The sequence below is a fragment of the Colwellia sp. BRX8-9 genome (assembly GCF_014077245.1).
Classification (GTDB): domain Bacteria; phylum Pseudomonadota; class Gammaproteobacteria; order Enterobacterales; family Alteromonadaceae; genus Colwellia_A.
The window spans coordinates 107744-114486 of record NZ_JACGVN010000016.1; the positions used below are offsets into that span (position 1 = coordinate 107744).

4 protein-coding genes are annotated in these 6743 nt (G+C 35.6%); 3 read left to right on the forward strand and 1 reads right to left on the reverse strand.

Going from position 1 to position 6743, the window contains the following annotated elements:
* The first annotated feature begins 65 nt into the window (after window positions 1-65).
* The 3 genes from H4J70_RS14215 to H4J70_RS14225 all read left to right on the forward strand — a co-directional run bounded on the left by H4J70_RS14215 (window position 66) and on the right by H4J70_RS14225 (window position 3809).
* Window positions 66-1433: an aldehyde dehydrogenase family protein gene (locus tag H4J70_RS14215; RefSeq protein ID WP_182216133.1), complete on the forward strand. Its 1368-nt coding sequence runs from the start codon at window positions 66-68 to the stop codon at window positions 1431-1433.
* 755 nt (window positions 1434-2188) lie between these two features.
* On the forward strand, window positions 2189-2590 hold the full coding sequence (locus H4J70_RS14220; RefSeq protein ID WP_182230111.1) for a DUF3718 domain-containing protein: 402 nt from the start codon (window positions 2189-2191) through the stop codon (window positions 2588-2590).
* 625 nt (window positions 2591-3215) lie between these two features.
* Complete coding sequence (locus H4J70_RS14225; protein ID WP_182230110.1) at window positions 3216-3809, forward strand: hypothetical protein; 594 nt, start codon at window positions 3216-3218, stop codon at window positions 3807-3809.
* Between the two features lie 725 nt (window positions 3810-4534).
* Here H4J70_RS14225 and H4J70_RS14230 read toward each other — a convergent pair.
* Entirely contained in the window at window positions 4535-6355 is a 1821-nt protein-coding gene (locus H4J70_RS14230; protein WP_182216149.1) for an acyl-CoA dehydrogenase C-terminal domain-containing protein, read from the reverse strand.
* Between the last annotated feature and the right edge of the window lie 388 nt (window positions 6356-6743).

The following is a 6743-nucleotide window of genomic DNA, read 5'->3' on the forward strand; positions in this document are numbered from 1 at the left end:
TTTGTTTCTATATCTGGTCGTACCAATAAAGCTATAAGACTCAATAACAACAATAAGGTTTAAATATGCCCTACCAAGCATTACTCACAAAACACAGTCAGTATTTTGATACTAATGTCACTCGAGATATTTCATGGCGTAAACAGCAACTACAAGCAATAAAAAAACTTGTTATTGAAAACGAAAAAGATATTTTACAGGCTTTACAAGATGACCTTGCAAAACCGACTCTAGAAGCTTGGATCACTGAAATATCATACATAACCAGTGATGTTGACCACACGTGCAAACACCTCAATAAATGGGCTAAACCAAGGGGCGTTAGTACCCCCATTGTGGTACAACCGGGGAAATCATTTATTAAACCCGAGCCACAAGGCACTGTATTAATTATTGGCGCGTGGAATTATCCTTTACAATTAGTATTGGCCCCTTTAATTGCCGTTATTGCTGCCGGTAATTGTGCCATCATCAAGCCTTCAGAGCTTGCTCCTGCTATTTCTGCACTTATTGGCCAACTTATTCCTAAGTATTTAGATAATAACGCCGTTAGTGTGGTTGAAGGCGGTGTTACAGAAACAACCGCATTACTTACCTTAAACTTTGATCACATTATGTATACTGGCAATGGTCAAGTCGCTCGTATTGTCATGGCCGCAGCCGCAAAGCACTTAACGCCAGTGACATTAGAGCTTGGCGGCAAAAGTCCTGTTTACGTCGATGAAAGTGCAGATTTAACAATAACAGCACAGCGTATTGCATGGGGCAAGTGGATGAATGCAGGGCAAACCTGCATAGCGCCTGATTATCTATTAGTAAAAGAAAACCTAGTTGAGCCATTAACACTAGCGTTGAAAGCTCAAATAACCGCTATGTTTGGTGAAAACCCAAAAAATAGCGACAGCTATGGCCGTATAATTAACCAGCGCCATTGTCAGCGTATAGCCACTTATTTTAACGATGGTAAAATTATGGTTGGCGGTGAAAGCGATATTGAAAGCTGCTATATCGCGCCAACTATTATCATTAATCCCGCTTTAGATAGTCCTTTAATGACAGAAGAGATTTTTGGCGCCATTTTACCTATTGTCACTATTGAAGATTTTGATCAAGCAAAATCATTTGTCAAACAAAGAGAAAAACCACTTTCTGCTTATATCTTTAGCCGTAATAACGAGCAAGTAGCACAATGGGTAAATGAAATAAGTTCGGGGAGTCAATGTATTAACGATGTCATCATGTTTAATGCAGTACCTGACTTACCTTTTGGTGGCACTGGCCCTAGCGGTATTGGCCAATATAGTGGCAAAGCCGGTTTTGATAATTTTAGTCATCTAAAGTCAGTACTCAAACGCCCTTTTATTAAAGATATCCCGGTACGCTTCGCACCTTATTCAAAATGGAAACTTAAATTCTTACGTTTCATCCGATAAAAATCTCCCTAAATGTTTCTCAGAGGATGAAAAATCTTACATCCTCTGCCACCATTTTTAATCTATCTACTCACTAAAGATAATAAAAACAAAAACGCTTTTATCTGCTCGTATCTAGTTTAGCTAGATGGTTTAATTACCCGAATTAGATGATAGTGTGAATAGACATGACTAATTAGATTTTCAAACACTAAATGAGATTGAAGAATTTTTCTTATATTCACTAATGCCACTTTGAAGACATTCGCATTTTATAATACATACTAAAATTTTTTGTATATTTTGATATACGCGGACATGATTGAACATTCATATTACTTTGGAGTGTGCCCGATAGCGGTCGTTGACATGTTTGTATTGCATGATTTATTGCAGCTCGTCCACCTTGTATAAAGTAGACTAAAATGTCAGCTTTTTTTACAGCATATAATACATTGCACTGCAAATATGTATATTTCCGAGGTGTAAATATGTATATTTCCAATCTAACATTAGATTTTGCTCTATATTTTGAGTTTTTAATTAGCTAGTGTCCATTTTTTTTACACTTATTATTTCAAAATTAATATTACTTTTAGTTACACATTTTAATCGCATTTTATTCATACAATTAGGCTTTACCAATTCTGAATGGCGCAAAAAATGCCTATAACCGTACGGATGAGGATGTGTTAAATAGCTTCCTATCTCCCGTTAACTATTCGAGAGTTTTAGTTAAGTTGTACCGGGTACTTGCAACTATAAAGGAGTCAATTATGAAAATTTTAACTTTGGCAGTAGTGTTCGTATTATTAGCTTTCAATTCTAATGCTACCAAGTACGAGTTTATTGCAACAGATAGTAATATTGAGACAAAAATGTGTGTGTTTGCTGGAAATAATAATAAAGATGGATTAAAAAATGCACTGAGATTGCGTATGATTAGTTCTGCGATTAATTCAAAACGCTTTGCTGTTAATTCTGTTACTTGTAATGATATGGTAATGGCGCATTTTGCCCATAAATATGATGCGTTAGATACTTTTTCGTATTTAAACCATTTTACCTCCAAAAAAGATAAAATACCTACCACAAGTGTTGAAATAAAAGATATCGCAGCCGTTTTTAATCACAAAAATGAAGAGATTAAAATCATTTATGTCGGCTCGGCTAAATAAATAGCATATTGAAAATTTAGAGTTAAACTTTTATAACTTACTATAAAGTTTAACTCTTCATTCAATAAGTTAATGTTAAGTTTAGCATACAAATATCTGCTTCTTACCATTGGATATAAATTACTGAAATATCTATCTGTCAGTTTTCTTACCCAAAAGCTGAGCAGTAATTAGAATCTATTTAATAATCCAGAATGACTATTTTGTAGCAGAATTTAGCGTCTATATATTGAATGCCAAGTAAAACTATAAACTTGCAGACGTTATGGTTTTGTTTTCATTATATAATTTTATTTTGTTTTTTATACCGTGAAATCAGTCTCAAAACTGATTTTAGGTATGTCCGCTATGGCAATGATTATTTAATTAGCTGTTTGCCTGCTTAAGACAACTAACGGGTGTATAGTGACATCAACAAACATTCAACATTTTAAAATTTTACTCCTTATTTGCGCACAAAGTGATCCTAAATATTCCGGTTTATCTCAAGTATTATGACTGAACCGTCGTCTTTTCAAAAGTTATCAAGACACCCATGATAAATTTGCTAGAGTATAATAATTACCAATATCATCTGAACTTACAATAAACGGTTGAGTTAAAATTAAACTAATTGAGATATAAAATGAAAATTAACAATCTTTTGATACTTGTAATTATCTGTTTTATTACTGCTTGTCAGGGGGATTCAGAAGAAAAAGCAGAGCCAATAGCTGAACAAAAATATTTACTGGCTGTGGTTTATGATAACAACGCATGGGGGGCAAGTCATGCTGGAATTTTTGTTGATATTCAAGGCAACTTTTATCATTATTATCATAATAAAGGGAAGAATGACGGTTATCTTTCTGTAGATGATGTGGCAGAGCAGTCAGAAATTGAACTCACTAAAGTGATGGGTGGGGCTGGTACTTTACTTGAAACTATAGATATTGAAGCTGTCAAGGACATTCAAAGTATTGCTAGCCAGGTGACTTCTCAAAATTTTACTGAATTGCAAAAACGTTGTTCTGACGCTGGAAGTATTCGTTTTTTGAGCTTTAAGTTTAATAATGAAACAGAGCTTTATACCCCCTACCTTTTGGAAAGGAGAGGGGGAGGAGCTGAAGTCAACCTTTCACCTGCGGCCAAAGAGTTAGTCGATTGGTTAGAGGGAAAATCAAAAGACTATCAGTTAGGTCTTGATTCAGATGATTGCAGTTATATACATGAAGATTAACATTATATGACCTTGCTTTCGGCAAAGTTATTATAAGTGCTATGGCGCAATGGGGGCGTTAGCGCCATAGAAATATTCCTCTAATGTCAGTTACCTTTGAATATAGCTGACATAAAAGCTGGGTCATTGGGGTAGCTATTTCAACAAAAATTTATCAATTAAAAATCAATCCAAAATTGTCCGCTTTTGGCTAATCAGTGACCTAAAGAACAAACCATAGTTAATGTCAGGAATGCGCACAAAGTGATCGTTAATACTTTTCAGTCTCGACAACTTCTCAGCGAGCATCAACCCGTTGACTAAAGATCGATTTGGTTCGAAAATATCATCTATTGAAGGTGTTGATTCTAATGGTCCTACTTGCCGAGATAACCTCATTTGTAATGTCTATTCACATAGCGTTTTCTAGTAATCGCTGGATAAATAAAGAGCGACGACTATTATTCGCAGTTTAACAAGTTCGTGTGCCAATCAAAATATAAGCTCAACAGATAGTCGTTCTAATGTATTCCATCTAATGATGAAAAGTAAAATAGCAACAGCCACGGTAACTTCAGAGATACGACAGTTAAAATACTTCTCGATGACATGAAGTTGCCATAATGAAGATAAAGGGTTATCGCTATTTAAAGGTTTTAGAGGTCTTTAGAGGTCATTTAAAATGATAAAACCTTTTACAGAAAACTGTAAAAGGTTTTATTGGTGGTTATCTTAACAGTCAGTGTTTATAAAAATGACAACAACTCTTCGTCTAACTGCATTAACGTTTTAGGGTCTGCCATCATGGTGATTGCTAACGATTTAGTTCTTGGCAACATGCGCTCAAAGTAAAACTCTGCGGTTTTAATTTTTGCACGGTAGAAGTCTCTGTTCTCAACATCAGTTGCTAATTTTTCATAAGCCGCCTGCGCCATTTGTGCCCAGAAATAAGCCATAACGATGTAACCAGAATACATTAAATAGTCAACCGAAGCAGATCCGACCACATCGCGGTTTTTCTTTGCTTTTAATGACAAACTTAACGTGTTTTTCTGCCAGCCGGCAACAGCTTTGCTCAATGGCCAAATAAATTGATTCATCTGACGTTTATGAGGGTTACTTGAAATCATACTTTTTTCTTTACAAAAGCCTAAGACTTCCATGGTAAAGTGTTTTAAATACTTACCGCGATTTAATAAGATTTTACGTCCTAATAAATCAAGTGCTTGGATACCCGTTGTTCCTTCATACAAAGTAGCTATACGTGTATCACGAACAATTTGCTCCATACCCCACTCTTTGATAAAGCCATGACCACCAAATATTTGTAAGCCATGGTTTGCACTTTCTGAACCTAGTTCAGTGAGGAATGCTTTTAAAATCGGTGTAATAAAACCTAAACGGTTATCAGCTTTACGGCGTTGCTTATCATCTTTCAACATTTGGATGTCGTCAACTATCTTCGCCGTATAATAAATCATAGCACGGCCACCTTCAGTGATCGCTTTTTGCGTCATTAGCATTTTACGAACATCAGGGTGAACAATAATTGGGTCAGCAACTAATTCAGGTTTTTTAGCACCGGTAAGTGAACGCATCGATAATCGTTCTTTTGCGTAAATTAACGAGTTTTGATAAGCAAGTTCTGCAGCACAGATACCTTGTAAAGCGGTACCAACACGTGCGGTATTCATAAAGGTGAACATACATTCTAAACCTTTATTTTCTTTACCGATAAGTACGCCTTTTGCACCATCAAAATTTAACACAGCGGTAGCTGAACCTTTGATACCCATTTTATCTTCAATAGAGCCACAAACAACATTGTTACTTTCGCCAATGTTACCTTGTTCATCAACTTGCATCTTAGGAACAATAAATAATGAGATACCACGCGTACCTTTTGGCGCATTGGGTAATCTTGCTAAAACGATATGAACTATGTTTTCAGTTAAGTCATGCTCACCAGCTGAAATAAATATTTTAGTACCACTAATACTAAATGTACCATCATCGTTTAACTCAGCTTTTGTTTTAACTTGACCTAAATCTGTACCACATTGTGGTTCAGTTAAACACATAGTGCCGGTCCAAGTACCTTCGGTAAGCTTAGTTAAGTAAAGCTGCTTCTGTTCTTCAGTACCGTGTAACTGTACCGTATCCATAGCACCGTGGCTTAGACCAGGATACATAGCCCACGACCAGTTTGCCGTACCCATCATCTCTGACTTTACCATACCTAACGAAGCAGGAAGCCCTTGGCCACCATGTTCAACAGGGTGAGACAAACTCTGCCATCCACCGTCAACATATTTCTGATAAGCTTCTTTAAAGCCTGTAGGCGTGGTTACTTTACCGTTATCAAAAGTACAGCCTTCTTTATCGCCACTTTGATTTATTGGTAATAATTCATTTTCACAGAATTTTGCACACTCTTGGAATATCGCATCAACCAAGTCAGGTGTCGCTTCTTCAAATTCTGGATACTGCTTATAATGGTCATAATAATTAAAGACATCTTCAAATAAAAACTTCATGTCTGTGATCGGTGCTTTATAACTGAGCATGTATCTCTCCAGTGCTTTTTAAACTATTTATTTAACTTCTTTCGAATATAACAGAAAAACAACTGGTCATACCACTGTTTTTTGCTAATAAATATTTATATATTTGTAAATAGAACTTAAGTGTAGAAGACAACTGAATTTATTGAAGGGAATAAGTGTGTGCAATTTTAATTAATAATAAAAATTTAAGCTTTTCTATATAAGAAATAAATAGCATATTAACAATAATATTAGCTCTGTAGCTTGTATTTTAAGCCGTGATAACAACAATCGCTGCAACAGGCTGCTTCGTATATAGGAAGGAAATCAAATTGAACGGTTATAATGTTTAGTCATTTGTTTTATAGAATTTGAGGTCTTGAGGTCTTGAGGTCTTGAGGTCTTGAGG

Coding starts and splice junctions, on each gene's coding strand:
- H4J70_RS14215 (WP_182216133.1), top strand. CDS start 66: ATGCCCTACCAAGCATTACTCACAAAACACAGTCAGTATTTTGATACT.
- H4J70_RS14220 (WP_182230111.1), top strand. CDS start 2,189: ATGAAAATTTTAACTTTGGCAGTAGTGTTCGTATTATTAGCTTTCAAT.
- H4J70_RS14225 (WP_182230110.1), top strand. CDS start 3,216: ATGAAAATTAACAATCTTTTGATACTTGTAATTATCTGTTTTATTACT.
- H4J70_RS14230 (WP_182216149.1), bottom strand. CDS start 6,355: ATGCTCAGTTATAAAGCACCGATCACAGACATGAAGTTTTTATTTGAA.